Annotated in this window: 22 protein-coding genes and 1 pseudogene; 12 read left to right on the forward strand and 11 right to left on the reverse strand. The window is 72.2% G+C overall.

Features of this window, described 5'->3' with window-relative positions; all coding sequences use genetic code 11:
• Nucleotides 1-39 precede the first annotated feature (39 nt).
• The gene (locus HGB54_RS02600) at nucleotides 40-822 is read left to right on the forward strand and encodes an SDR family NAD(P)-dependent oxidoreductase (RefSeq protein WP_168915072.1); all 783 of its coding nucleotides are present in this window, start codon (nucleotides 40-42) and stop codon (nucleotides 820-822) included.
• Nucleotides 819-1493 (forward strand): SDR family NAD(P)-dependent oxidoreductase, encoded by a 675-nt coding sequence (locus tag HGB54_RS02605; protein ID WP_168915073.1) that lies wholly within the window; start codon nucleotides 819-821, stop codon nucleotides 1491-1493. The genes HGB54_RS02600 and HGB54_RS02605 overlap by 4 nt, the downstream gene beginning before the upstream one ends.
• 18 nt (nucleotides 1494-1511) lie before the next feature.
• Here HGB54_RS02605 and HGB54_RS02610 read toward each other — a convergent pair whose 3' ends face one another.
• Complete coding sequence (locus tag HGB54_RS02610) at nucleotides 1512-2783, reverse strand: IS110 family RNA-guided transposase (protein ID WP_228545902.1); 1272 nt, start codon at nucleotides 2781-2783, stop codon at nucleotides 1512-1514.
• Between the two features lie 323 nt (nucleotides 2784-3106).
• On the opposite strand from HGB54_RS02610, the gene HGB54_RS02615 reads away from it, so the two are divergent.
• From HGB54_RS02615 to HGB54_RS02630, 4 genes are all read left to right on the forward strand, one after another.
• Nucleotides 3107-4354 carry an IS256 family transposase gene (locus HGB54_RS02615; protein ID WP_168915074.1) on the forward strand — a complete coding sequence of 416 codons (1248 nt, stop codon included), beginning with the start codon at nucleotides 3107-3109 and terminating at the stop codon, nucleotides 4352-4354.
• A gap of 250 nt (nucleotides 4355-4604) precedes the next feature.
• Entirely contained in the window at nucleotides 4605-5876 is a 1272-nt protein-coding gene (locus HGB54_RS02620) for an IS110 family RNA-guided transposase (RefSeq protein WP_228545902.1), read from the forward strand.
• 356 nt (nucleotides 5877-6232) lie between these two features.
• On the forward strand, nucleotides 6233-7549 hold the full coding sequence (locus HGB54_RS02625; RefSeq protein ID WP_168915075.1) for a NucA/NucB deoxyribonuclease domain-containing protein: 1317 nt from the start codon (nucleotides 6233-6235) through the stop codon (nucleotides 7547-7549).
• A gap of 3 nt (nucleotides 7550-7552) precedes the next feature.
• Complete coding sequence (locus HGB54_RS02630) at nucleotides 7553-8128, forward strand: SMI1/KNR4 family protein (protein ID WP_168915076.1); 576 nt, start codon at nucleotides 7553-7555, stop codon at nucleotides 8126-8128.
• 285 nt (nucleotides 8129-8413) lie between these two features.
• Here HGB54_RS02630 and HGB54_RS02635 read toward each other — a convergent pair whose 3' ends face one another.
• The gene (locus HGB54_RS02635; RefSeq protein WP_168915077.1) at nucleotides 8414-9001 is read right to left on the reverse strand and encodes a recombinase family protein; all 588 of its coding nucleotides are present in this window, start codon (nucleotides 8999-9001) and stop codon (nucleotides 8414-8416) included.
• A gap of 286 nt (nucleotides 9002-9287) precedes the next feature.
• On the opposite strand from HGB54_RS02635, the gene HGB54_RS02640 reads away from it, so the two are divergent.
• Entirely contained in the window at nucleotides 9288-9821 is a 534-nt protein-coding gene (locus tag HGB54_RS02640; RefSeq protein WP_168915078.1) for a 4'-phosphopantetheinyl transferase family protein, read from the forward strand.
• Here the strand turns inward: HGB54_RS02640 and HGB54_RS02645 are convergent.
• The 3 genes from HGB54_RS02645 to HGB54_RS02655 are packed head-to-tail and all read right to left on the reverse strand — an operon-like array spanning nucleotide 9784 to nucleotide 15754.
• Nucleotides 9784-11148 (reverse strand): M1 family metallopeptidase, encoded by a 1365-nt coding sequence (locus tag HGB54_RS02645; protein ID WP_168915079.1) that lies wholly within the window; start codon nucleotides 11146-11148, stop codon nucleotides 9784-9786. The two genes, HGB54_RS02640 and HGB54_RS02645, sit on opposite strands and share 38 nt — an antisense overlap.
• Nucleotides 11145-15107: a Pls/PosA family non-ribosomal peptide synthetase gene (locus HGB54_RS02650; protein WP_323740678.1), complete on the reverse strand. Its 3963-nt coding sequence runs from the start codon at nucleotides 15105-15107 to the stop codon at nucleotides 11145-11147. Before HGB54_RS02650 ends, HGB54_RS02645 begins: the two co-directional genes overlap by 4 nt.
• A gap of 32 nt (nucleotides 15108-15139) precedes the next feature.
• Nucleotides 15140-15754: a hypothetical protein gene (locus HGB54_RS02655; protein ID WP_168915080.1), complete on the reverse strand. Its 615-nt coding sequence runs from the start codon at nucleotides 15752-15754 to the stop codon at nucleotides 15140-15142.
• A gap of 192 nt (nucleotides 15755-15946) precedes the next feature.
• On the opposite strand from HGB54_RS02655, the gene HGB54_RS02660 reads away from it, so the two are divergent.
• The gene (locus HGB54_RS02660) at nucleotides 15947-16180 is read left to right on the forward strand and encodes a hypothetical protein (RefSeq protein WP_168915081.1); all 234 of its coding nucleotides are present in this window, start codon (nucleotides 15947-15949) and stop codon (nucleotides 16178-16180) included.
• Nucleotides 16181-16220: 40 nt separating this feature from the next.
• Here the strand turns inward: HGB54_RS02660 and HGB54_RS02665 are convergent, their stop codons facing one another.
• From HGB54_RS02665 to HGB54_RS02685, 5 genes and pseudogenes are all read right to left on the reverse strand, one after another.
• Entirely contained in the window at nucleotides 16221-17849 is a 1629-nt protein-coding gene (locus tag HGB54_RS02665; protein ID WP_228546051.1) for an ABC1 kinase family protein, read from the reverse strand.
• Between the two features lie 208 nt (nucleotides 17850-18057).
• Nucleotides 18058-18621 (reverse strand): PadR family transcriptional regulator, encoded by a 564-nt coding sequence (locus HGB54_RS02670; RefSeq protein ID WP_168915083.1) that lies wholly within the window; start codon nucleotides 18619-18621, stop codon nucleotides 18058-18060.
• Nucleotides 18622-18757: 136 nt separating this feature from the next.
• The gene (locus HGB54_RS02675) at nucleotides 18758-19564 is read right to left on the reverse strand and encodes a cupin domain-containing protein (protein WP_228545903.1); all 807 of its coding nucleotides are present in this window, start codon (nucleotides 19562-19564) and stop codon (nucleotides 18758-18760) included.
• Nucleotides 19561-20510 (reverse strand): annotated as a pseudogene (locus HGB54_RS02680) (DUF6807 domain-containing protein). Before HGB54_RS02680 ends, HGB54_RS02675 begins: the two are co-directional and overlap by 4 nt.
• A 125-nt stretch (nucleotides 20511-20635) precedes the next feature.
• A complete protein-coding gene (locus tag HGB54_RS02685; RefSeq protein WP_168915084.1) occupies nucleotides 20636-21064 on the reverse strand; it encodes a PDZ domain-containing protein in 429 nt (142 codons plus the stop codon).
• A 106-nt stretch (nucleotides 21065-21170) separates the two neighbouring features.
• Here HGB54_RS02685 and HGB54_RS02690 point away from each other — a divergent pair, with 106 nt between their 5' ends.
• The 3 genes from HGB54_RS02690 to HGB54_RS02700 all read left to right on the forward strand — a co-directional run bounded on the left by HGB54_RS02690 (nucleotide 21171) and on the right by HGB54_RS02700 (nucleotide 23372).
• Nucleotides 21171-21905, forward strand: coding sequence for a ThuA domain-containing protein (locus HGB54_RS02690; RefSeq protein ID WP_168915085.1), 735 nt, complete (start codon nucleotides 21171-21173; stop codon nucleotides 21903-21905).
• Between the two features lie 91 nt (nucleotides 21906-21996).
• Nucleotides 21997-22725, forward strand: coding sequence for a CHRD domain-containing protein (locus HGB54_RS02695; protein ID WP_168915086.1), 729 nt, complete (start codon nucleotides 21997-21999; stop codon nucleotides 22723-22725).
• A gap of 8 nt (nucleotides 22726-22733) precedes the next feature.
• Entirely contained in the window at nucleotides 22734-23372 is a 639-nt protein-coding gene (locus HGB54_RS02700) for a class F sortase (protein ID WP_168915087.1), read from the forward strand.
• 54 nt (nucleotides 23373-23426) lie between these two features.
• Here HGB54_RS02700 and HGB54_RS02705 read toward each other — a convergent pair whose 3' ends face one another.
• Nucleotides 23427-23909 carry an Lrp/AsnC family transcriptional regulator gene (locus tag HGB54_RS02705; protein ID WP_168915088.1) on the reverse strand — a complete coding sequence of 161 codons (483 nt, stop codon included), beginning with the start codon at nucleotides 23907-23909 and terminating at the stop codon, nucleotides 23427-23429.
• A gap of 142 nt (nucleotides 23910-24051) precedes the next feature.
• Between HGB54_RS02705 and HGB54_RS02710 the strand changes: the two genes are divergently transcribed.
• Nucleotides 24052-25122 (forward strand): Glu/Leu/Phe/Val dehydrogenase family protein, encoded by a 1071-nt coding sequence (locus HGB54_RS02710; RefSeq protein ID WP_168915089.1) that lies wholly within the window; start codon nucleotides 24052-24054, stop codon nucleotides 25120-25122.
• Nucleotides 25123-25165: the final 43 nt, after the last annotated feature.

The following is a 25165-nucleotide window of genomic DNA, read 5'->3' on the forward strand; positions in this document are numbered from 1 at the left end:
GGCCTGGTGCGGCGGCCGGTCGCCGACGAGTCTCGACCCATGACCTCCACGACCGCCGACCGTCCCCTCCGCCTCGCCGACCGCACCGCCCTCGTCACCGGGGCCACGAGCGGCATCGGCGCATCCATCGCCCGTGCGCTCGCCGCGGAAGGCGCCATCGTCGGTGTCGCCGGGCGGGATGCTCAGCGCGGCTCGCTCGTCGTCGAGGGCATCATCGCCGAGGGCGGCCGCGCCCACTTCGTCCCGATCGACCTCGCGGCGAGCCCGACCGAACTGCGCGCCGTCGCCGCATCGGCGTACGCGGCGCTCGGCGGCCGCATCGACATCCTCGTCAACAACGCCGGCATCTACCCCGCCCCGACGACGCCCGAGCTCGCCGACGACGACCTCGACGCCATGCTCGCCGTCAACGTGCGCGCCCCGCACGTGCTCGTCGCCGCCCTCGCCCCGGCCATGGCCGAGCGCGGCTCAGGCGCGATCATCATGATCGGCTCGTGGATGGCGCGGGTCGGCAACCCCTTCGCCGCCCTTTACTCGGCGACGAAGGCGGCCGACGAGCAGCTCACCCGCTCGTGGGCGGCCGAGTTCGGGCCGCGCGGCGTGCGCGTCAACGCCGTCGCGCCCGGCGTCACGCGCACGCCCGGCAACGCCTCGGCCGGCGAGGTGCTCGACGCCATGACCGCCGGAACCCCCGCGGGCCGCCCGGTGCGCCCGGTCGACATCGCGAACGCCGTGGTCTTCCTCGCCTCCGACGATGCGGCGATGGTGCACGGCGTCGTGCTCGACGTCGACGGCGGCATCAGCTCGACCCGCGCGGCATGAACGTGCGTCCCGATCGCGTCGTCACCCCGTTCGGCGAGCGCACGACGGCCGCCGAGGTGCTCACCGGCGTCGACCTCACCGGGCGTTCGATGCTCGTGACCGGCGGCTCGTCGGGAATCGGCCTGGCGACCGCGCAGGCGCTCGCCGCGGCGGGCGCGCGCGTGACGATCACGAGCCGATCGCACGACGACGGGATGCTCGCCGTGGCCTCGATCGAGCGCGCGACCGGCTCGGCCGTCGCCGTGTTGCTGCTCGATCTCGCCGACTCCGGCTCGATCGCACGCCTCGTCGCCGAGTCGGAGGGCCCGCTCGACGCCCTCTTGCTCAACGCCGGCGTCATGGCTCCGCCCCTCGCCCGCACCCCCGAGGGCTGGGAATCCCAGTTCGCCATCAACCACCTCGGGCACTTCCGGCTCGCCCTCGGCCTGTGGGCGGCGCTCGCCGCGGCCGCGGTCGAACGGGGCGAGGCGCGCATCGTCAGCCTCAGCTCGAGCGGACACGGCGCCTCGCCGGTGCTCTTCGACGATCCGCACTTCGAGCGCCGACCGTATGACGCGGGTGTCGCTTACGGCCAGTCGAAGACCGCGAATGCGCTCTTCGCGGTCGAGGCCGACCGCCGCTGGCGCGAGCACGGCGTCCGCGCGAACGCGGTCAAGCGGAGCCCCGCATAGTGGATGCTCCTATTGCTGTCAAGCGGCGCGCGGTGGGCGGAGCCGAGCCAGCGCGAGGGTGGCGCGTTGCTCGAGTTCGGGGTCGGCGCGGGTGCCGATTTCAAGTCGGCGGAGCCGCTGATAGGGGACTCCGAGAGAGGCGGCGAGCACGCTGATCGGAACGCCGATCTCCTGTCGTCTGGCTCGTAGTTCGCGTCCGACCGGATTGTCGGTGGCGGGGCTGAGCAGGATTGCGTAGATCTCGTTCGCGATGTGGCGTTTCAGGCAGCGCATGATGTCACGGTCGGTGAGCTGCTCGGCGCGGCGCCGTTCGAAATAGGCCATGGTGCGCGGCTCCCGGTGTCGCATACGCAGCAGCACGATCCGGTGCAGGGCGGCGTTCGCGTGCCGGTTCCCGCCGCGAGAGAGTCGGTGCCGGGTGCGCTGCCCGGACGAGGCGGGGATCGGGGCGACGCCGGCCAGAGCGGCGAAGCTGGCCCGGGTGGCGAGGCGTTCGGGGTTGTCGCCAGCGGCGACCAGCAACGTCGCGGCAGTGACCGGACCGACCCCGCTGAGCGACAGCAGAGCGGGGTTCACCTGCCGAATCAGGGCGTCCAGTTGTTGCTCGATGAGGTCGATCTCCGCCTGCATGGTGAGGTAGCGGACGGCCAGCCTCCGCAACGTCTGACGGGCAACGACTTCCGGATCAGCCGACGCGCTCGTGCCGGGGCGGGTCTTTGCGAGCGCGCGGATCAGTCGTTGCCCGCTGAGGGCGCGGAACGCCTGCCGGACCAGCTCGGGTGCGGTGATCAGCAGTGCGTGGATCTGGTTCATCGCCTGCGCCCGAGCCTTTGCCGCGGAGCGGCGCTCCCCGAGAAGGATCCGCATGGACTCGACAGCACCATCACCGGTCTTCGGAATCGCAGTGTTCGTGTCTGCCAGAACCGTCACTGCGGCCTGGTGCGCGTCCAACGGGTCGGACTTGCCCCGGAGCCTCCGAGCTCGCCGATCCTGCCTGGCGACTTCGACGACGCTCACTCCGGCCGCGGTCAGTGCCCGCGTGAGGCCAGCACCGTATGAGCCGGTGCCTTCCACGCCGACTCGATCGACTTCGCCGTGTTCACGGAGGAACGCGATGATCTGCGCGTAGCCGCGGCCGTCGGCGCGGAACTCACGATCCGCGACGGGCCTTCCGACGTGATCGAGGATCGCGACGTGATGCGTGTTCTTGTGCGTGTCGACTCCCGCGACCAGCCCGCCCGCCGATGAGAACAGGTTGGCCGGAGAAGGAGCGACTGTCATGCTCGTCATAGACGGGATTCCCTTCCAACGGTGATGAACGTCACCGCGGGTCGGGTAGGGGCAGACGGCACAAAGGCGAGACGACTTCCCGGTCAGGCTCCTATCAAGTCATGTTCCTGCCCGGCCCGCAGCGACCCCGGCGTCGACGGACAGATCCACAAAAAGACAGCCGCGAACGGCGTCCGTGTAATTTCGGGTCACGCCGGCGCCGGAGCCGAATCCATCATCTCTGTGTAACCCACGGTGGTCGCGCACGTCGTTGCTGACGTGAACGCGGTCACCGTGTGATCCTTCGAGAAGTCTCTTACCCCAACTCGAAAGGCATCAACACGATGACCGCTCCCCACATTGTCGACCCTGCAACGGTGCTCGGTGAAGCCCTTGCCGACGCTTCCCCGGATTTGATGCGACACCTGCTGCAAACGATGATCAACGCCCTCCTGTCCGCCGACGCCGACGCCGTGGTCGGCGCCGAATGGGGACAGCCGTCCCCTGACCGCCTCACCCACCGCAACGGCTACCGCCACCGCGATCTCGACACCAGGGCTGGCACGATCGATGTCGCGATCCCGAAACTGCGATCGGGCACGTATTTCCCGGAGTGGCTCATGGAGCGTCGCAAGCGCTCCGAGGCGGCCTTGATCACCGTGATCGCCGACTGCTACCTCGCAGGCGTCAGCACGCGGCGGATGGACAAGCTGGTGAAGACCCTCGGCATCCACTCGCTGTCCAAGTCGCAGGTCTCGCGCATGGCCGCCGATCTCGACGAGCACGTCGAGCAGTTCCGCCACCGCCCTCTTGGTGATGCCGGACCGTTCACCTTCGTTGCCGCTGACGCGCTGACCATGAAAGTGCGTGAAGGCGGCAGGGTGATCAACGCCGTGGTGCTGATCGCGACCGGCGTCAACGCCGACGGACGCCGCGAAGTCCTCGGCCTGCGGGTCGCCACCTCCGAAACAGGGGCGGCCTGGAACTCGTTCTTCGCCGATCTCGTCGCACGCGGCCTGGGCGGGGTTCGTCTGGTCACCTCCGACGCCCACCAAGGCCTCGTGGAGGCGATCGCCGCGAACCTGCCCGGCGCGAGCTGGCAACGATGCAGGACGCACTACGCCGCGAACCTGATGTCCGTGTGCCCGAAGAGCATGTGGCCGGCGGTGAAGGCGATGCTGCACTCCGTCTACGACCAGCCCGACGCAGCCTCCGTCCACGCCCAGTTCGACCGACTCCTGGACTACGTCGACGGCAAGCTGCCCGACGCGCACGAGCACCTCGACGCCGCGAGAGCGGACATCCTCGCGTTCACGCAGTTCCCCGAGGGGCTCTGGCAGCAGATCTGGTCCAACAACCCCAACGAGCGCCTGAACCGAGAGATCCGCCGCCGCACCGACAGTGTCGGCATCTTCCCCAATCGCGACGCGATCGTCCGCCTCGTCGGCGCGGTCCTGGCCGAGCAGACCGACGAATGGGCCGAAGGACGCCGCTACCTCGGCCTCGACATCCTCGCCAAGTCCCGTCTGAGCCTCGTGCCCGACACCGGAAACGAGGTGACTACCGACACCGTCCTCGAACTCAGCGCTTAACCCATCACTTCGAAGGACCGCGCTACACAGAGATGATGGATTCGGCTCCGGCGCCGGCGTGACCCGAAATTACACGGACGCCGTTCGCGGCTGTCTTTTTGTGGATCTGTCCGTCGACGCCGGGGTCGCTGCGGGCCGGGCAGGAACATGACTTGATAGGAGCCTGACCGGGAAGTCGTCTCGCCTTTGTGCCGTCTGCCCCTACCCGACCCGCGGTGACGTTCATCACCGTTGGAAGGGAATCCCGTCTATGACGAGCATGACAGTCGCTCCTTCTCCGGCCAACCTGTTCTCATCGGCGGGCGGGCTGGTCGCGGGAGTCGACACGCACAAGAACACGCATCACGTCGCGATCCTCGATCACGTCGGAAGGCCCGTCGCGGATCGTGAGTTCCGCGCCGACGGCCGCGGCTACGCGCAGATCATCGCGTTCCTCCGTGAACACGGCGAAGTCGATCGAGTCGGCGTGGAAGGCACCGGCTCATACGGTGCTGGCCTCACGCGGGCACTGACCGCGGCCGGAGTGAGCGTCGTCGAAGTCGCCAGGCAGGATCGGCGAGCTCGGAGGCTCCGGGGCAAGTCCGACCCGTTGGACGCGCACCAGGCCGCAGTGACGGTTCTGGCAGACACGAACACTGCGATTCCGAAGACCGGTGATGGTGCTGTCGAGTCCATGCGGATCCTTCTCGGGGAGCGCCGCTCCGCGGCAAAGGCTCGGGCGCAGGCGATGAACCAGATCCACGCACTGCTGATCACCGCACCCGAGCTGGTCCGGCAGGCGTTCCGCGCCCTCAGCGGGCAACGACTGATCCGCGCGCTCGCAAAGACCCGCCCCGGCACGAGCGCGTCGGCTGATCCGGAAGTCGTTGCCCGTCAGACGTTGCGGAGGCTGGCCGTCCGCTACCTCACCATGCAGGCGGAGATCGACCTCATCGAGCAACAACTGGACGCCCTGATTCGGCAGGTGAACCCCGCTCTGCTGTCGCTCAGCGGGGTCGGTCCGGTCACTGCCGCGACGTTGCTGGTCGCCGCTGGCGACAACCCCGAACGCCTCGCCACCCGGGCCAGCTTCGCCGCTCTGGCCGGCGTCGCCCCGATCCCCGCCTCGTCCGGGCAGCGCACCCGGCACCGACTCTCTCGCGGCGGGAACCGGCACGCGAACGCCGCCCTGCACCGGATCGTGCTGCTGCGTATGCGACACCGGGAGCCGCGCACCATGGCCTATTTCGAACGGCGCCGCGCCGAGCAGCTCACCGACCGTGACATCATGCGCTGCCTGAAACGCCACATCGCGAACGAGATCTACGCAATCCTGCTCAGCCCCGCCACCGACAATCCGGTCGGACGCGAACTACGAGCCAGACGACAGGAGATCGGCGTTCCGATCAGCGTGCTCGCCGCCTCTCTCGGAGTCCCCTATCAGCGGCTCCGCCGACTTGAAATCGGCACCCGCGCCGACCCCGAACTCGAGCAACGCGCCACCCTCGCGCTGGCTCGGCTCCGCCCACCGCGCGCCGCTTGACAGCAATAGGAGCATCCACTACCTGGGACTTGACCGATGCTGAACGAAGCGCGCGCTCACGGAGCGGGATGGACACCATTGCTCGGCGGGCTTTTCGGAGGAGACGAGACACGGGCGATCGCCGCTCTCGAAACGGTCAATGACTACGCCGCCCGCATCCGGTCCAACCGCTGGTGACGGATCAGTCCAGCTCCCTCGGCGCTGTCACCCTGGGGGCACTCTCTCGAGGAGATTTTCCACGACAACCCGATCCGCACCACTAAGCAGCGAGCGCAAGCCCCCCCGAAGTGGGGTAGGCAGAACGTTCTCCGCCCGTGCAGTCTTTGATCATTCATCACTCAAAGACTGGGGATCACGTGAAGCGGTTCGGCGCACTACTCATCACAGCCTTGATGGCGATCACCCTACTGAGCCCAGTCAGCCCCGCGAAGGCCGCTTCGATCTACGACCCCGTCGCGCTGTCGAGCTTGCGGAACATGGTGAACGCCATGACGTTCTACAACCTCTACTCCCCAAGAGCCTCCTACGAGGGGGTGACGCAGGCGGAGCTGCGAAAGCAAGGATGGTCTCCCGCCGCCAACGTCGCCTACGAAATCTGGATCGAAGGCACCGGGAAGCAATACCGCGCCACTGCACAGGACATCCGAAACGGAACGCTCTACTCGTTTTCCAGCAGCGGCACTTTCAACGGACGTAATGCCGGCTCGGTGGGCGCAGCCTCTCCGCAGCCCGGCTACGCGCCTCCCACGGCTGGCTTCATTGTGAACGACCTCAACTCCAGCCTCGACGTGGAGGCGCTCGCGGCGCTGATGGCTGGAGTGGCGCTCAACAAAATCTGCGAGGCAACGCTTTTCCAACCGGGCACGCGTAACGCTCGCTCGAGCGTGAGCGACCAAACCCTCGCATGTCAGGCCGCTGCCGCCGCGCCCGGCGCTACCGTCCGGTCGGTCCTCCTCGCAATCCGCACTGCCGGCGGCGCCGAGCAGCTGGCGATGCTCGCTGCGTACTTCGTCGGTGACGGCACGTCTCCTGCAACCGTCCCAGACTGGGTCGACGGCACGGACCGTGGTCCGCGCTCCTCGCCGCCAGTGCCGGAAACGCTTCCGCCTCTGTGGCGCCTGCCCAAGTCGGCACCGCAGTTCGGCACCCAGAACGGTCTCGGCGACGAAGCCGCGAAAACAGCTCTCAAGCAGTGCTACGCGCTCGTTGCATTCGCCGGCACTTTCGGCGACCCATACAAGACGTGCCGCACGTTGCCGATCTTCGCCTCGGGTCAATCCGACGTTCCCCAAGCGACCAACCACGACCTCGAAGCGCTACAGCAGACGCCTTCGTGGGTGAAGCTGGACTATCGCCCGAGCACGGAAAATCCTTCTCCGAGGAGCTGGTACACCGGGGATCCGCGCTGTGCGTCCGCGGACCCGGCCGAAGGAACCAGTTGCGATGAGTACCCCTTCTACTCGAGCGAGCAGGGCGGGCAGCTCGCCGTACCCGCGCCGAGCCTGAAAGTCATCGATAGCGGTCAAAACTCGTTCCAGGGGACGCTTTACAGCTCCTTCCTCGCCGCATGCAAGTTGACCGCGAAGCCCGTCGGCGAGCGGCAATTCCTGGCGATCCCGCTGCCTCCCGCCGCGTCGCCGTTGCCGACGCTCGCGATCTGCAATGGCAACTAAGCCGTGGCCTTCGACGAAGTCAGCGGCCTGCTTGAACAATATGAGCAGCTCGCCCGCGAACGGGGCTCCATCGCTGTCGAGTACTTGCGACCAGGGCTCTCACTGGGGCAGATTGACGATGTCGAACAACGCCATGGATTCACCCTCAGCGAGGACGTCAAAGCGATTTGGTCTTGGCATAACGGAATCGGCCCTCGACCGTCGCCCGAAACGCCCCGTCGGATCGGCGCGGCCTGGGACTTCATGGACCTCGATCGCTCCATCGATCACGCCAACAGTTCACTCCTCAACCGGAACAGCGGCGACGCAGATCGCTACGTGTTCAGTCGCTGGGTGACCTTCGCGGCCTCCTCGGTGAGTGCCGTCATCGAAACCAGCAACACCCGTATCCCCGACTCTCCTGTGCTCGTGGACGACGTCACGCAGTCGGTGCTGAACTACCCCATCGTGACCGTCGCCGAGAAGCTCCGCTGGTTCATTTGGGCTATAGAGAACGAGGCGTGGCACGTCGACGACAAGGGTGCCTGGCAGTCGAACTTCGACTTGTTCCCGAAGAACGCTTTCAAGGACGTCATCTGACCGCGGGCATATTTGCCGGCAAGCCCCATAGCGAGTGAAGGTGGCGGGCGCTGAGCCGTTGATGCTGATGGCGTGGGTGGAGGCATGTGCCGCTCGAGGTGATTATCGGCGCTGGCCTCTATGGACGTCACTTGGAGGCAGCGATGAGCTGGATGATTGCGAGCGGTGCGCCGTCAAGCAGGTAGGGGCGAAGGCCCTGCGGGTGGCGCGGACGTTGCCGGTGGTGACGGGCGCGATCGCGACGATGAAATCGAGTAGTGAACGAAAGGCGGGGCGCACTCGTGCCTATTTGGCGTTGATCAGATCGCGCTGGGCGGCTCGCTCGAGCGCGCGGTAAACCGTTGACCGCGCGACGCCGAACAACTCCGCGAGCTCACCCGAGGTGTGTGCGCCCGCATGGTGCAAGCTGACCAGGTGCGCTTCTTGCGTCGGCGAGAGCTTGGGCTGTTTCCCACGAAGCCGGCCTTTCGCGCGAGCGACGGCCATCCCCTCGCGCGTGCGGGCTCGGATGAGGTCAGCTTCGAACTCAGCGACCATGCCGAGCACGTTGAACAACAACCTACCAACGGGGTCTGTCGGGTCGTAGAGGCTTCCGCCGAGGCTCAGACGCACGCCCTTCGCAGCGAGCTCGTCGGCGATGTCGCGGGCGTCCGGCAGGGAGCGAGCGAGCCGGTCGAGCTTCGACACCACGAGAGTGTCGCCTTCGCGACACGCGGCGAGGGCCTCCCGCAGGCCCGGCCGAGCACGGTTCGTGCCGGTCAGTCCGTGGTCGACGTGGATGTTCCGTTCCTCGACCCCGAGCGCCATCAGCGCATCCCGCTGGACGGTCAGATCTTGCTCGATGGTGGAGACGCGTGCGTACCCGATCAGCATGCCGCGACTGTAGCGTTTGCCACCCCCTCACCGGGCAGATTTGCGGGCGGGTCTTACGAGAATCGCCGAGACGAGCATCCAGCCCGGTCTCGAGGACCGCTCCGCCCGAATCGGGGTGTCCCGGTGAGGGTACAGCTAGCGGGCACGACCGCGCTCGACCGACGCATGGCCTCCCTATCCTGAAGCGATGGAGCCGGGGCGCGCGTCGTGGGGCCCAGTGCGCGTTGCCTGGGCGTCCGTGCCCGGAGACGCATCGGACCGACCGACACTGCGTGAGGCGCGGCGGGTGCTCGCCCGCGAGCTGCTCACGGCCCTCGTCGCCGAGCTCGCGCTCGAGGGCGTGGCGACCGTGACCGTTTCCCGCCGCTGCTCGATTTGCGGTGCCGAGGACCACGGCTCCCCGAGCATCCCGGGCGCGCCGGTCGTCGTGAGCATCGCCTACGCCGGGGGCGCGGTAGCGGTCGCGGTCGCCCTGCAGACGGAGACCGCCGCGGTCGGGGTGGACCTCGAGCGCGTGACGGCCGCGGGCCGGCATGCGCCGCTCGGGGAACTGGGGGCGCTGTTCGCGCCCGGAGCTGCTCCGAGCCTGGAGGCGTGGACGCTGCTCGAGGCTGCGCTCAAGGCCGATGGCCGGGGGCTGCGGGTCGAGCTCGCCGACTGCATCATCCGAGAGGCGCCGGCAGCGGCATCCCGAGACGGCGCCGCCGAGTACGAGGTCGGTGCACCCGGCCGAGCAGGCCCGATCGAGGCCGCCGTCCTGCCCGGCCCCGAGGGCTTCGTGCTCAGCGTCGCGGCGATACCGCCGACGCCGCCGTCCTGACCGCGCGAGCGACCGCACGCCCCGCGCGCCCGGCCCTCGGCAGCGCCGGCAGTGGCAGCTCGTCGAGCCAGTCGTGCAGCAGCTCCGACACCGGCACGGGCGACAGCTGCTCGGCCAGCGCGACGAACTCGTCCGTCGTCGCCGTGCCCGAGGCGTGCTGCGCGCACCACGCCCGCAGCACCGCGAAGAAGGCCTCGTCCCCGGCCGTCAGTCGCAGCGCGTGCAGCGCGAGCGCGCCGCGCTTGTAGACGCGGTCGTCGAACATGAGGTCGGGGCCCGGGTCGCGCAGCAGCAGGTCCTGCGGCAGGGCGTCGAGGCGCGCGTGGTGGTGCATCGCGCGCTCGTGGGCGGTGTCGGCGCCCGAGTGCTCCGACCAGATCCACTCGGCGTAGCAGGCGAAGCCCTCGTTGAGCCAGATGTCGCTCCAGGCGGCGACGCCGACGCTGTTGCCGAACCACTGGTGCGCGAGCTCGTGGGCGATGAGCCGCTCGAGCCCGCCGACGCCGTCGATGTGACTCGCGCCGAAGACGCCGATGCCCTGCGACTCGAGCGGGATCTCGAGGTCGTCGGCGGTGACGACGATCGTGTACTCCGGCAGCGGGTAGGGCCCGAACCGCTCCTGGAAGAGCGCCATCATCGCGCCCAGGTCGGCGAAGTCGGCGTGCACGCGGTCGGCCAGGGGCCGCGGATAGAACAGGCGCCCGGTGCGGTCGTCGAGCGGCACCGTCTCCTCGACGAAGCGGCCGAGCACGACGGTCATCAGGTACGTGGGGGTCGGGATGCTCTGCTCGAACTTCCACGTCGCCGTGCTGCCGCGCCCGCCCTTCTCGACGCGCACGCCGCTCGCCACGACGGTGTACGCCGCATCCGTGCTGATCGTGAGCCCGTAGGTGGCCTTGTCGGAGGGCACGTCGTTGCAGGGGAACCAGGTCGGCGAGCCGGTGGGCTGCGAGGCGACGAGCGCGCCGTCCTCCAGCTCCTCCCACCCGATCGTGCCCCAGCGGGAACGGCGGGGCCGGGGTGCTCCGCCGTAGACGACGGTGAGCTCGACGCCGTCGCCCGCCTCGAGCGGTGCCGGCAGGGTGATGCGTAGCTTGCGGTCGCTCTGGTGGAACGCGGGCGCGCGCCGACCATCCACCAGCACCTTCGATGCCCGCAGCCCGACGAGGTCGAGCGAGACGGTCGAGATCGCGGCCGCCGCGTGCACGCGGATCACGGCGGTGCCGCTCAGCCGGTTGGTCGAGGCCTTGTAGTCGAGGGCGAGGTCGTAGTGGTCGACGCCGATCGAGGCGTCGCCGCTCTGCGGGGTGTAGCGGTCGCCGCTCATCCGTTCGAGGCCTGGTAGGCGCGCACGGTGACGGCGCGCCACGGGCCGATGGGGTTGCCGCTCCAGCGGCTGCCGACGGGCACGGTCTCGCCGCGCATGACGAGGGAGGCGGGGCCGACGGTCGCGTTCGCGCCGATGCTGGCCGCGGGCAGGATGACGCTGTGCGGGCCGAGGGTCGCGCCCGCCTCGAGGGTCACCGTGTCGATGCTCATCACCCGATCATGGAACAGATGCGTCTGAACCACACATCCGCGGTTGACGGTGGCGCCGTCGCCGAGGGTGACGAGGTCGGGCTCGGGCAGCCAGTAGCTGTCCGTCCAGACGCCGCGGCCGATCGTCGCGCCGAGCGAGCGCAGCCAGACGGCGAGGGCGGGCGTGCCCGAGGCGGCGTTGGCGAACCAGGGCGCGGCGACCATCTCGGTGAAGGTGTCGGCGACCTCGGTGCGCCAGACGAAGCTCGACCAGAGCGGGTGCTCGCCGGGGCGGATGGGGCCGACGATCGTCCACTTCGCGAGCGTCGTCGCGGCCGCGGCGAGCACGCTGGCGACGAGCAGCACGACGCCCGAGGCGAGCACGGCGACGAGCAGGCCGGCGTCGAGCACGATGCGGGCCAGCACGAGCAGCACGCCGAGCCCGATCGCGCAGGTGACGACGACGGGCACGATGCGGCCGAGCTCCCACAGCGCGCGGGCGAGTCGCAGCGAGCGGCGGGGGCGGTAGGTGCGCTCGAGGTCGGCGTCGTTCACGACGCGCCGCAGGCGCACGGCGGGCGAGCCGAGCCACGACGAGCCGGGCTTCGACTTCTCGGGCGCGACCGAGAGCACGGCGACGAGCCCGTCCTTCGGCACGCGGTGGCCGGCGCCCGCCATGCCCGAGTTGCCGAGGAACGCCCGCTTGCCGATGCGCGCGCGGCCCAGGCGCATCCACCCGCCTGAGAGCTCGTAGGTGGCGACCATCGTGTCGTCGGCGAGGAAGGCGCCGTCGTCGATCGTCGTGAGCGAGGGGATGAGCAGCACGGTCGACGCCTCGACGTCGCGGCCGACCTCGGCGCCGAGCGCGCGCAGCCACAGCGGCGTCAGCAGGCTCGAGTACAGCGGAAACAGCAGCGTGCGCGCCGAGTCGAGCAGCCGCTCGGTCGTCCACGCCTGCCAGGCGACGCGCCCGCGCACGGGATGCACGCCCTCGACGAGCCCGATCGACAGCAGCCGCACGAGCACCAGCACGGTGAGCGCGAAGACGAGGCCTGTCACGAGGGTCGCCGGCACGAGCCAGAGCAGCGCCGCCGGGACGGCCGCGGCGAGGGACTCGGCGCCGCGCATCCCGGTCGCGATGATGCCCGCACCGGCCGTCATCGCGACGAAGGGCAGCAGCCCGAGCAGGCTCGACGAGGCGCCGTAGGCCCACAGCCAGCGGCGCGGCGCAGGCGGGCGCTCGGGGGCGAGGGGGCGGGATGCTCCGCCGACGCGCACCGCCGGCGACCCCGCCCAGCGCTGCCCCGCGCGTACCCGGCCGAAGACCGCGGAACCCGGGGCGATCTCGGCCTCGCGCCCGATGCGCGTGCCGGGGGCGAGCGTGCTGCGCGAGCCGATCGTGGCGCCGGCCCCGATGCGGATGCCGCCGATGCGCACGGTGTCGCCGTCGATCCAGTAGCCCGAGAGGTCGACCTCGGGCTCGATCGCGGCGCCGTCGGCGATCGTGAGCATGCCGGTCACGGGCGGCAGCGAGTGCAGGTCGACGTTCGTGCCGATCGTCGCGCCGAGGGCGCGGGCGTAGTACGAGACCCAGGGCGCCCCGGCGAGCCCGACCGGGTCGATCTGGTGGGCGACCTGCTCGGCGAGCCACAGCCGCAGGTGCACGCCGCCGCCGCGCGGGTAGTCGCCGGGCTGCACGCCGCGCAGCAGCAGGCGCGCGATGGCGGCGGAGACGAACATGCGGCCCGCGGGCGTGATGAACAGCAGGAACCCGATGATGATGACCGGCAGCGGGGCGGCGGGCAGGAACTCGAAGCCGGGCATGAGGCGCAGGATCGCGCTCGCCGTGAGCAGCCACAGCAGCCAGCGCAGCCCGGCGAAGACGAACAGCGGCACGCCCGCGAGGGTCTGCACCCACTGCATGATGCGCGGGGTGGGGCGGGCGACGCTGAAGCCGTTCGGAACGGCGTCGAGCTCTGACGACTCCGCCTCGACGGCGTCGGCCATCTGGCGCAGGCGCGGCAGGTCGTAGACGTCGGCCATCGTGAACTCGGGCGCGCGCGTGCGGATGCGCGAGACGAGCTGCGCGGCCGCGAGCGAGCCGCCGCCGAGCTCGAAGAAGTCGGCGTCGTCGTCGGCGGGGCGGATGCCCAGCACGGCGACCCACTGCTCGGCGAGCCACGCGGCGGTGCCCGAGAGCGTCGAGTCGCCCTCATCGGTGCCGGTGAGCGGCCACGGCAGCGCGGCCTTGTCGACCTTGCCCGAGGTGCGGACGGGCAGGTCGTCGACGATCGCGAGCAGCGGGATGAGCGGCGCGGGCAGCGCGAGCGCGAGCTCGGCCCGCGCGGTCTGCCGGTCGAAGCCCTCGGCGGGCACGACGTAGGCGACGAGCAGCGGGATGCCGCCCTCCGAGCGCTGCACGACGACGGCGGAGGCGGAGATCGCGCTCAGCGCGTCGAGAGCCGCCTCGACCTCGCCGAGCTCGATGCGGCGGCCGCCGATCTTCACCTGGTCGTCGGCGCGGCCCTGGAATACGAGGCCCTCGGCCTCGAGCCGCACGAGGTCACCGGAGCGGTAGGCGCGATCCCAGCCGATCGAGGGCATGGGCGCGTACTTCTCGGCGTCCTTCGCCGGGTCGAGGTAGCGGGCGAGGCCGACCCCGCCGATGACGAGCTCGCCGACCTCGCCGAGGGCGACCCGCTCGCCGGTCGGGTCGACGACCGCGAGCGACCAGCCGTCGAGCGGCAGGCCGATGCGCACGAGCCCCTCGCCGTCGAGCAGCGCGGCCGAGGCGACGACCGTGGCCTCGGTGGGGCCGTAGGTGTTCCAGACCTCGCGGCCCTCGGCGACGAGCCGCGCGACGAGCTCGGGCGGGCAGGCCTCGCCGCCGAAGATCAGCAGGCGCACGTTCTCGATCGCGTCGCGCGGCCACAGCGCGGCGAGCGTCGGCACGGTCGAGACGACGGTGATGCCGTGGCCGACCAGCCACGGGCCGAGATCCTCACCCGAGCGCACGAGGGCGCGCGGGGCGGGCACGAGGCAGGCGCCGTGCCGCCAGGCGAGCCACATCTCCTCGCACGAGGCGTCGAAGGCGACGGAGAGGCCGGCGAGCACGCGGTCCCCGGGCCCGAGCGGAGCATCCTGCAGGAAGAGGCGGGCCTCGGCGTCGACGAACGCGGCCGCCGAGCGATGCGTCACCGCAACGCCCTTCGGTACGCCCGTCGAGCCCGAGGTGAAGATGATCCAGGCGTCGTCGTCGACCGTCGGCGGCGGCACGGTCGGGATCGCCCGCGAGGCGGGGTGCGGGGCGTCGCCGGCGAAGAGGGCGGCGCTCGCCGCGGCATCGGCGCCGGTCGCGGTGGCGGGATGCTCGCTCGCGGCTCCATCCACGCGCTCGAGCACCCCGGCTCCCGTCACGACCCCGACGACTCCGGCCTCGCCGAACACGAGCCGCGCCCGCTCGGGCGGATCATCGGCGTCGACCGGCACGTACGCCGCCCCGACCGCCATGATGCCGAGGATCGCGAGGTAGAGCTCCCGACCGCCGGAGGGCATCCGCACGCCGACGCGGTCGCCGCGGCGCACCCCCTGCTCACGCAGTCGAGCGGCGGTGCGGCCGACCTGCACGAGCAGCTCGGCGTAGCTGAGAGCCCCGGCGGCGTCCTCGATCGCGGAGGCCTGCGGGTGCCGTGCGCTCGTCTCGCGCAGGATGTCGAGGAGCGTGCGGGGCTCGGCGGCCAGCGCCCCGCGGTCGAGGAACTGCTGCACGATCGCCTTCGAGGTCGGGCCGGACGCGCCGGTCAGGAGGAGAGCCGGGCGAGCAGCTGCGCCTTGGTGAGGCGCGAGTAGCCGGTGATGCCGGCGGCGCGGGCGCGCCCGCGCAGCTGCGCGACGGTGAGCACGGCGAGGTCGACCGCGGGAGCGGCCGGGTCAGCCGGGGCGGCGGTGGGGTCCGGAGCCGGCTCGGTCGTCGTCGCCGCCGCGGGCTTCCTCTCCGCGACCTTCTTCTCCGGCGTCGCGACCGAGGTCTTCTTCGACGACGTCTTCTTCGACGCCTTCTTCTCCGCCGCCTTCTTCTTTGCGGCGGCAGCCTTGTCCGCCTCCTTGGCGGCGCGCTTCCGCTCGGCCTCGGCGGTCTTCGTGGCGGCGGCGGCGAGGCGGGCCTCGGCCTTGTCGGTCGCCTTCTCGACGCGGGCGATCGCGGCGACGGCCTTCTTCACGACCTTCTTCGGCGAGCGCTCGACGGATTTGCGCGAGGCGGTCGAGGCCTCCTTGGCGTCCTCGGCGAGCGTGCGCAGCTTCTTCGCGTCGCGCTTCGGCAGCGTCTTCGCGAGCCGCTTCGCGTCCTTCGCGGCGGCGGCCGCGGCGTCCAGCGCGGCGTCGGCCGCTCGCATCGTCTTCGTGGTCTTCGCCATGGTCCGCCCGTTCCGCTCGTGCTCCTGCGGGGCTCGGCATGCGCCGGCTCCGTGCGGGGTGAAGAGTACAGGGGGCGGGCGAACGGTTCGGGATGCCCGGCTCGCCCCGCGCGGCACCGCGGGGCCGCGTCGCTGAGCGTGCGCCGAGCATCCCGTCACCGGATACCGAGGCGGCTGGGCCAGGATGCCGGTATGAGACTCTCCGGCATCTTCTCCGCCGCGCGCCGCGCGCTCCAGACCGAGCAGGGCCGCAGCGCCGCCCGCAAGGCCGCCGATGCGGCCGCCGACGCCGGGCGCAGGTTCGGCGGCGGCAAGCACGCGCCCACCGTGGACAAGGCGCACCGCGCGGCGCGCAAGTACCTCGACGGCGGGCAGGGCGGCCCCGGTGCCGGCCGTCCCGGCGACGGCCAGCCGCCCCAGCGCTGACGCGGTCGGCCCTGCTGGCCGGCCCCGCTGACCGAACCCGCTACGGCAGGCGCGAGCTGATGACGACGTGCAGCAGCGGCACCGCCGAGGCCGCGAGCAGCACGGTCGCGAGCACCGGCTGCGCCGGGTAGAGCAGCGAGCCGGCGAGCAGCAGGGCCGAGAAGATGATGGCCGAGGATGCCCGGCCGAGGCTGCGCTCCACCGATCGCAGGCGGCGCTCGACCTCGGGCGATCGCGTCGACACGAGCCCGCGGTCGAGGCGGGCGGCGAGGTCGTCGAGCCGCCGCGGCAGGCGCGCGAGCGTCGTGGCGTAGCCGATCACCTGCTGCCCGGCCCCGATGAGGTTCGCCGTGGTGCCCGCGCTCACGAGGGTGCGGGCGAAGGGATCGATCGCGTCCCACATGTTGAAGTCTCGGTTGAGCGCGCTCGTCACGCCCGAGATGAGCGAGATGGTGCGGATGAGCAGGAGGAAGTTCTCGGGCAGCTGGAACGGCAGCGTGCGGATGGTCTCGCCGAACTGCGAGGCGAAGGCCTGCAGCTCGCGCGGGTCGATCTGCGTCAGCTCATTGACGCCGAGGCCGCCGAAGCGGTCGAAGAGCGCCGTCATGACCCGCTCGAGCTCTTCGACGTCGGCCGAGGGCAGCAGCACGCCGAGGCGCTGCATCGTGGCGACGAGCCCGCGGCCGTCGCGGCCGACGGCGGCGAGGATGAACTCGCGCAGGCCGCCCTTGAGGCTCTCGGTGATCTCGCCCATCATGCCGAAGTCGATGAAGGTGAGGCGCCAGTCGTCGGAGCCGCCCGGCCCGGGGGTGACGAAGATGTTGCCCGGGTGCGGGTCGGCGTGGAAGAAGCCGGCGACGAAGATCTGCTGGAAGGTGACGCGGGCGAGCTCCTGCGCCACGCGGTTCGGGTCGATGCCCGCGGCCTGCAGGGCGGTGACGTCGGTGATCTTGATCGCCGTGACGTCCGAGAGCGTGAGCACCCGGCGGGCCGAGCGCTCCCAGACGAGCGCGGGAGTGGCGACCCGGTCGTCGCCGGCGAAGTCGGCGGCGAAGCGCTCGGCGTTCGCGGCCTCCTGCAGGTAGTCGATCTCGTGCAGGCTCGTCGTGGCGAACTCCTCGACGAGCGCGGGCGCGTCCGTGCGGCGGTTCACGAGCTTGACCCGAGCGAGGATGCGGCCGACCCGGCGCAGCGCCATGAGGTCGACCTCGACGATGCGCTCGATGCCGGGGCGCAGCACCTTGACGACGACGCCCTCGAAGCCCATCTCCTCGGCGATGCCGGGGGAGAGCCGGGCGCGGTGGGCCTGCCCGAGCGAGGCGGCGGCGATGGGCGACTCCTCGAACGAGGCGAAGGCGCGCTCCATCGGGATGCCCAGCTCGCGCTCGATCTGCGCGACGATCAGGTGCAGGGGTTCGGGAGCCACCTCGTCCTGCAGCCCCTCGAGCTCGCGGGTGATCTCGGGCGGCAGGATGTCGAGGCGCGACGACATGAACTGCCCGACCTTGATCATGAGCCCGCCGAGGTCGACGGCGAGGTCGTGGAACTTGCGCGCGAGGCGCTGGAGGCGGCGGATGCGTCCGCGCGCGGCGAGCCGGCCGAGCCCGAAGCGGGGCAGCACGAGCTCGAACCACCAGGCCGAGACGAGCGCCCGCGTGGCGAAGCGCATGATGCGGCGGTATCGCGCCTGGAGCGCGCGGTCCTGCTGCTCGGTCGTCGGCGGAGCCGGAGGGGTGCCCGTCGACTCAGGGCCGGGGGTCGGCGCGGCCGCGACCGCGGGCGGCGGGGCGGCGTGCGTCGGTGCGGCGCTCATATCGCTGGCGGCGGTCCGCGTCGGGGTCGTCGGGGCAGCGCCGCCGGCGGCGGGCGGCACGCGCTCAGTCCTCGGCGAGGATCGCGTAGAGACGGCGGCGCGTCTCGTCGAGCAGCTCGACGGCGCGCTGGCGCTGCTCGCGGCTGCCGTTCTGGGCGACCTGCGAGGCGGCCTGCGCGAGCTTGACGCCGGCGCGCGGCAGGGCGGAGCCGCGCTCGGCGCGCTCCTCCCAGCGGGCGCGGGTGCTCGAGCCGTGGCCGTGGTCGTCGTGGCCCGTGCCGTGCTCGTGGTCGGCGTGCGCGTGGTGATCGGCCTCGGCGGCGACGCGGCCGGCCGCGGTCAGGCTGTAGACCCGGCGGTCGCCGTCGATCGCCACCTCGACGAGCGCCTCGTCGGTGAGCAGCTGCAGCAACGGGTAGACCTCGCCGGGGGCGGGGCGCCAGGCGCCGCCCGAGTTCGCCGCGACCGCGTCGATGACGGAGGCGCCGGTGCGGCTCTCGTCGAGCAGGGCCCGCAGAACGGCCGTGCGCACGTCGCCGTGGGCGCGCTTGCGCGGCGGCCGGGAGGCGAAGGTCTCGCGCATCTCGTCGACGATCTCGCGGAGGTCGAAACCGGAATCGGAGCGCATGACAGCCTTTCGCCGTGGGATACCGGGCGGCGAGCACCGCCCTGAGGACTTCAGCATGCGCCGCGCACCTGGGCGCAGGCTCGACGCGGATCCGGTGCGGGCTGGATGCGCGCGGTGCGCGGGCGGTGCGGCTCGGTCAGGCGGCGGTTGCCCCGAGCGGCCAGGTCGTCAGCCGCCCGCACATGCCGAACGCGGGGCGGCCCGGGCGGGCGTCCGCGTGCGCGACGCGGGCCTCGCCGAGCGCGCCGGTGCCGCCCGCGGCGAGGGTGGCGAGCTGCTGCGCGGTGCCGGAGGCGGCGCGCGCCGCGGACGCGTCAAGGATGCGCTCCCACTCGACGAGGCGCGGCCGCACGAGCGCCGCAGCGAGGGCGTGCAGCTCGGCGAGGGCCTCGGGGCCGTGCTGCTCGACCGCGGCGCTCCACTCGCGGTGGCCGCGCAGGGCCAGGTCGCGGCGGGCGCGGGCGCGGTCGGCGAGCAGGTGCTCGGGAGCATCCCGGATCTCATCGGCGGTGCCGAGCGACGCGGCCGCCGCGTAGGCCGCGGGATCGGCGAGCACGGCGGCGGGGAAGGTCATGACGGCGTCGCCCGCCTCGGGCAGCCCCGCGTTCGCCATCACGACGAGCAGCTCGAGGGCGTCGTCGTCCACGAGGCGGTGCACGGTACCGGGCTCGAACCAGACGACGCGCCCCGGCTCGAGCTCGTGCTGCCCCGCGCCCGCCGACGAGAGCGTCTGCACGGCGCCGCGCCCGGAGAGCACGACGTAGCCCTCGGCCGAGGCGGTGTGCAGGTGCGGGGTGCCGCCGCGCAGGCCGTCCTCCGCGGGCCAGTCGTACACGGCGAGGCGGCTGACCGAGACGCCGCCGGGGAAGATCGGGCGGGCATCCGGCGCGGTCTCGTCGGGGGCGCCGTTCGGGATGCTCGCCCGCGCCTCCCCGGAGGTCACAGGGCGAACTCCTCCGCGAGCGCGCGGATGCTCGCCGCATCGAGCCCCTCGTCGACGACGACGAAGCGGTGCCGCAGGTGCAGCTCCTCCTCCGGGGCCAGCACGATCTCCTCGGCGAAGGCGGGGGAGGGGGCGAGCACGGGGAAGGGCTCGGAGCGCACGAACCAGCGGATCGGCCCGGGCGCGGAGGAGGTGCCCGCGAAGGCGAGCAGGGTCGCCGCGCCGTCGATGTCGTCGTGCTCGCCGACGAGCGCCACCCAGGGCTGCTCGGTGCCCATGACGGCGTCGACGCCGCGGCTCGGGTCTCCCGTGCCCGCCTCGCCCGTGCCCGCCTCGGTGCCGAGGCCGACCGCGCTGTGCACGGCGCAGCCCGTCCACGAGCGCGGGGCGCGCCAGAACCAGCCCGTGTAGCCGGCGTTCTCGCGACCCGCGGTGGTGGGACTGCCGAGGCGCAGCTCGCTGCCGCGCACGTTGCGCAGCGTCGTCGCGACATCCAGCGCCCACAGGCCGCGGGCGGCATCGGCGTGGTGGAAGCGGTGCTCGCGCTGCTCGTCGAGCCAGCGCTCGCCCGTGCTCGTCACCCAGCCGAGCCGCTCGCGGAAGCGGGCATCCGCCCCCTCGTCGTGCTCGGCGGTGAAGCCCTCGTGCTCGATTCGGCCCAGGTTGTCCTGCCAGGCATAGCCGGTCTCCGGGGCGAAGGTCGGGCCGCCCCAGAAGTTCTGGCCGGAGACGTGCGACCACGTCATCTGCAGGCCTTGTGCCAGCGGTGATCCCATGGCCGGTGGCCCGTGACGATCGCACCGCCGAGCGTGCGCAGCGGGTGGAGGTAGGGCTTGGGCGCCTCGCTCGCAGGGGCGTCGGGGTGCAGAACGTAGCGGGCGATCTCGGTCTCGCCGGCGCGCACGACGAGCGCGCCCTCGGTCTCGGTGATGCGGAGCGCGGTCATGCTGCCCTTCGGTGGGATGGCGGCGGAAAGGGTTTTCCCGTCCGACGCTCGCGACGGTACCCATCGTGGCAGGGGCTGTCAACGCGGGGGAGGGACGACTCGGATAGGGCTCCGTCGGTCTGAGCTCAGACGATGCCGCGCTCGTCGAGTGCGAGCGTCGCGCTGCGGTAGGCGCCGCTCGCCCCGCTGAACGAGAGGCTGATCCACTCGCCCGGCGCGAGGCCGCCGATCGCGCGGCTCAGGTCGTCGGCGCTCGCGACGGGCGCGCCGTTGACGGCGGTGATGACGTCGCCGCGCTGCAGGCCGCTCTCCCCGGCCGGGGTGCCGTCGATGACGCCGGCGATGCGCGCGCCCAGCGGCGCGTCGGAGCTGCCGCCGACGACGACCCCGAGCAGGCCCGCCGCGGCGAGCGCGCCGACCGTGCCGAGGGCGCCGACGGCCGAGACGGGTGAGCGACGACGGCCCGCCGCGCCGCCGGGGGGACGGGCCGGCGCCTCCTCATCCTCCCCGCCACCAGTACCGGGGAGGGGGAGCCGCGGGCCGTCGTCGCTCATGACCCCACTCCACCGCCCGCGGCTATGGCGGCGCGGGGGGATGCCTATGCGCGGGCCGCGGGTGTGCGCGGTGCGCGCCGTGAGTGCCCGCGCCTAGGGTGGCCGCATGGCCGCGTCGCGCATCCTCATCCTCTCCGGCTCCGGCCGGCATGGCGACCCCTGGCACCCCTTCGCCCGCACCTCCGCCCTCATCGCCGAGACGCTCGCCGGCCTCGACGACGTGACGATCGAGGTCGATGACGACGCGGATGCCCGCCTGCAGCACCTCGACGGCATCGACCTGCTCGTGCTGAATCTGGGCGACGCGAGCCGCCCCGACGCCGAGCCCGCCCCCGCCGACCCCGAGGGCGCGGAGCGGCGGCGCACCGCGGCCGCCGCCTTCACGGCGGCGGGCGGCGCGCTGCTCGTCGTGCACGCGGGCAGCTCGAGCCTCGGCGAGATCCCGCCGCTCACCGCGCGCATGCCGGCGCGGTGGCTGCGCCCCGACGCATGGCATCCCGAGTTCGGCACGATGACCGCGGCGCCGACGGCGGCGGGGGAGGGGCATCCCGTGACGGCGGGCCTCGGGCCCGTCACGACGCAGGACGAGAGCTACCGCGGCATGACGCGGCACCCGGCGGCGGTCGCGCTGCTCGAGCACCGCGAGGACGGCGCGCACCCGATCGTGCTCGCGCTCGAGCAGGCCGCGCTCGAGCAGGCCGCGCTCGAACCGGCGGCGCCCGAGGGCGCGGGGCCCCGCTCGATCGCGGACCTGCTCGGGCACGACGAGCGCTCCTACGCCTCCGCCGCGCGACGCGCGCTGCTCGTGCGCGAGGCGGAGTGGCTGCTGCGGCGGCGCTGAGCCAGGCAACCATCGCCTGGGCGGAGGGCTCCGAACCGACTCAGCCCGTCATCGCTGACGGAACCCGGTTCCCCCTCTCGAAAGGCACATCATGGTCACGAAGAGCGGCACCCGAATCCTCAGCACGGGCGGAGCCCTCGGCATCGTCGCCGCGCTCGCCCTCCCCGCCGCCCCCGCACACGCCGAGACCGAGGTCGCCGAGCCGGCGAGCTTCAGGAGCGCGTTCACCGTCATGGCGACGCCCGACCAGGTCATCAACACCGAGGGCGTCGCGACCCCCGGCCAGGAGGGCGCGACGGGCGAGTTCACCTTCCGCGTCAACTCCGACCTCGAGATCATCTGCTACGACATCACCCTCGAGGGCGTCTCGGGCGACTACATGAGCCCGGCGATGACCGCCACCCACCTGCACGAGGCCGCCGCCGGCCAGTCCGGCCCGCCGCGCATCGCCTTCCCGAACCCGCAGCCCGTCGGTGAGGGCCCCCGCACCAGCTCCGGCTGCCTGCAGGGCCCCTTCACCACCGGCGTCGCCCCCATGGGCACCGACACGGGCGACGGCTTGAGCCTCGCCCGGATCGAGGCCAACCCGGCCGGCTTCGTCGGCGACTCGCACACGGTCGACTTCCCGGCCGGCGTCGTGCGCGGCCAGCTGCAGCAGATCCCCGTCGGGGGCATCGAGACCGGTGCCGGCGGAACCGCCGCCGATGCCGGCGTCGACGCGGGCGCCCTCGCCATCGGCGTCGCCGGCATCGGAGCCGCGGCACTCGCCGTCGGCCTCATCGCCAGCCGTCGTCGCGAGCTCGCCCGCGCGAGCCGCTGAACGGCGTCATGCGCTGCTCCTCGCGCCTGAGGCTCGCGGGCCCGGCGGTCACCATCGCGGTGATCGTCGGGCTCGCGGGCTGCGCGGGGGCGGTCGAGCCCGAGGGCGCGGGGCGGGATGCTGCGCCCGCGCCGAGCGCGGCTCCGAGCATCCCGACCCCGCCGCCCGCACCCGCACCGGCGGCCCCCGCCCCGCCGCCCATCGGCGTCGCCGTGCCCGCGATCGGGCTCGAGGCGCCCCTCATCGATCTCGGCATCGAGGCCGATGGCACCATGGAGGTGCCCGTCGACTTCGACGACGTCGGCTGGTTCACCGGCGGCGGCCGCCCCGGCGGCGGCCGCCCCGGCGGCTCGGGCCCGACGGTCATCGCGGCCCACGTCGACTCGCCGACCGGGCCCGCCGCGTTCATCGACCTCGACGAGCTCGTCGTCGGCGACGCCGTCGCGGTGACGGGAGGCGACGGCACCGTGCACGACTCCGTCGTCACGCGGGTCGAGCAGTACGCGAAGAACGCCTTCCCGACGGCCGAGGTCTTCGGCGCCTCCGCGCGCGACGAGCTGCGGCTCATCACCTGCACGGGCGTCTTCGATCCCGGGGCGTCGAGCTACGTCGACAACCTCGTCGTCTACGCCGAGCGCGTCGGCTGAGCACGCGCGACGCGGACGCGCATCCGAGCCGCGTCCGCGGGCTGCCCGGGGGGCTCAGCCCGCGGGCGCCTCGGGCAGCAGCTGCGCCACGCGGTGCGCGATGAGCTCCTTGAGCACGAGCGAGGTCGCCGTGCGCCGGATGCCCGGGCAGCGCAGCACCTGCTGGCCGATGCGGTAGAGGTCGTCGGCGTCGCGCGCGACCACCTGGCACAGCAGGTCGTCCTCGCCCGAGGTCGCCACGCACTCGATGATCTCGGGGATCTCGCGCAGCGCGAGCATCGCCTCGTCGAAGCGGCTCTGGTCGACCTCGGCCGTGACGATCGCGCGGATCGCGTAGCCGAGCGACTCCGGCAGCACCGTCACCGAGTGCGGGCGCAGCGTGCGGCCGTCGAAGAGCTGCCCGATGCGGTTCTGCACGGTGCCGCGCGCGAGGCCGAGCGTCTCGGCGATCCAGCCCACCGAGGCGCGCGGATCGCGGTCGAGCGCGGCGAGCACGGCGCGGGAGGTGCTGTCGAGGATTCTGGACGCTCTGACCATGATCGGGCCATGATACGGGCATCCATTGATCAATTCGACGATATCGAGGGGGCGGTCTAGCGCAATCTGCTCGATCGCGGTTCACTGCTCTCGCGAGGCTCACACGACGACGCCTCGCGACGGACCGCCCAGGAGGCTCTCGATGACGACCGCACCCCTTCCCGAGTTCACCCACGAGCGGGTGTCGACCGCCGTCGGCGAGCGCTCCGGCCTCACCATGACGGTGGCGCTGCACAGCTCGGCCATCGGCCCCGCGCTCGGCGGCTGCCGCCTGTGGCGCTACCCCAGCTGGATCGACGGCGTCGCCGACGCGATGCGCCTCGCGAGCGCCATGACGATGAAGAACGCCCTCGCCGGCATCGGTGCGGGCGGCGGCAAGTCGGTCATCGCCCTCGGCCCCGACGACGTGCTCGACGGCGACCGGCGACGGGATGCCCTGCTCGACCTCGGCGACCTGGTGCAGACCTTCGACGGCCTCTACCGCACGGCGGAGGACGTGGGAACCACCGAGCACGACATGCTCGTCGTCAGCGAGCGGACGGAGCACGTACTCGGCCTGCCCGCCGCGAACGGCGGCGCGGGCGAACCGGCCGAGGGCACCGCCCTCGGCGTCTACGTCTCGATCGAGCGCGTCGTCGAGCAGGTCTTCGAGAGCGGCATCGTCAGCGGTCGCAGCTTCGTCATCTCGGGTCTGGGGCAGGTCGGCTCGCGCCTCGCGACGCGCCTCGCTGCGGCGGGAGCCCGCCTGAGCGTCACCGACATCGACGCCACCAAGCAGGCCTTCGCCTCGAGCATCGGCGCGCGCTGGATCGCGCCCGACGAGGCCCTGACGACGCCGGCCGACGTCTTCGTGCCCGCGGGGCTCGGCGGCGTGCTGACCCCCGCCGCGATCGCGGCGCTGCCGGTCAAGGCCGTCGTCGGCCCCGCCAACAACCCGCTCGCCTACGCCTCGGGCGCCGAGCACCTCGCCAGCCGCGGCATCCTCTACGCCCCCGACTTCGTCGTCAACGCGGGCGGCGTCATCCACCTGGCGATGGTCGGCGAGGGCGCCTCCGAGCGCGAGATCGAGGGCCGCCTGCGCGGCATCGGCGACACCCTCTCCGAGGTCTTCCACGCCGCGCGCTCGCAGGGCGTCACGCCGCTCGCCGCGGCCCAGGCCCTCGCGGTGGAACGCGTCGAGCAGGCGCGCGAGCGGCGCGGGGCGCTGGTCTAGCGCGCAGGGCCGCTCGGGCGCTGCCTGCCGGCACCGCTGCCTG

Origin of the sequence: Microcella flavibacter, from assembly GCF_012530535.1 — a bacterium.
In the GTDB taxonomy this organism is placed as follows: Bacteria; Actinomycetota; Actinomycetes; order Actinomycetales; family Microbacteriaceae; genus Microcella; species Microcella flavibacter.